This window comes from Microcoleus sp. S36b_A4 (assembly GCF_036700645.1).
Taxonomy (GTDB): domain Bacteria; phylum Cyanobacteriota; class Cyanobacteriia; order Cyanobacteriales; family Microcoleaceae; genus Microcoleus.
In genome coordinates this window covers 1-1228 of sequence record NZ_JAUBPI010000224.1, presented here as the reverse complement: position 1 = coordinate 1228, position 1228 = coordinate 1, and the positions used below count along the sequence as shown (strand labels likewise).

The window sequence follows — 1228 nt, the reverse complement described above, 5'->3', positions numbered from 1 at the left end:
GGGAGTATGTCACTTTTGTAGTGAGTAATTATACTTATGCAGCTTTCCCCTGATTTCCAATTAACCCGTTCAAGTAAGCACAACGATGAGCTAATACTTGTCCCACATGTTCTGATTTCCAACTAGCTCCGGATATTTTAATTCGTCTGGCTATTTGCTTAATCCCTGATTCTACCGCTCCTGAACCAATTGAACAGATGCCATCCCTTGAGAAAACTTCATAGTTAATAATCCTTTGTTTGTGCTTTTCTAGATATTTGCAAAAATTTACTGCTGATTTTTTCTTGAGCTTTGTAAATAGAGCTGCTGCACTCTCTATATTCCCTTTCCACAAATATGCTTCTGCTTGCTTAAGTCGCTTCATTGAACCACCTACTTTTTGAAGATTTTGATTCAGATGATACCAATCGAGAATTTCTCTTCTGTTCTGTTCGCAACTGATTTCCTTAAATATATTCCACACTCCATCATGTCCATCGCCCAAGCAATTTATAGGTTTTGCTAGCGGTTGTTTATTTGCCCAATTAATGATGATATCATTTTGATTAAAACTAGCCACCATACCAGCTTCCGACACAATTGCTTTATAGTCTTTCCATTCAGACTTTTCTCCTTGAGCTGCCCTGAGTCGTACTTTTCCACCATCTGCACTTATCTCCGAAATATCTGCTCTGGCGATGGGCTGGTGGAAGTCTTGATAATGTACTAATCTCTGTTGTGTTTTCGACGGAACAGTCACCCCCGTTAGATACTTAATATCAAGAGCTGCATGCTGATAAGACACATTGGCACTCACTCTTAAGCAACAGTTTTCTAAATGTGGGCTCAACCGACTACGGCTACCTAGGCCTAGTTGATCTGCTTGTTTCTGAGTGATACTTAAATTACCTAGTGTGCTTTTTAATGTCTTGATTCTTCCGGCTTTTGTACCGGTAGTTGAGCAGATAAAAAAAAGCCGATATGTGGTGTCACATGAGTCAAAACTTGGTCTCTAACTGCGATTTCAATATCTTCTAATGTCTGGAAGGTATCAGGATTAGAATCATCATAGAGTAGGGCAGAAATAGCATCTAAATGTGTTTTAATTGCTTGTTGTTTTTCAGGTGTCATGATTATATATCAAGTGGGAAGAGATGATAATTATCGCCTATTATACTGATGATCGATAAAAAAGTCATTCTGGGCTCATGAGTATTTATACTCATCGCAAAAGTGACACGCTCCCGAT

1 protein-coding gene is annotated in these 1228 nt (G+C 38.8%); it reads right to left on the bottom strand.

What is annotated here, in order from left to right:
• Positions 1-34: 34 nt before the first annotated feature.
• Positions 35-1110 (bottom strand): ISKra4 family transposase gene (locus QUA03_RS28895; protein WP_445304891.1). Its coding sequence is split into 2 segments (ribosomal slippage): positions 35-957 and positions 957-1110, totalling 1077 coding nucleotides; the frame shifts between segments, so codons are not numbered across the junction.
• Positions 1111-1228: the final 118 nt, after the last annotated feature.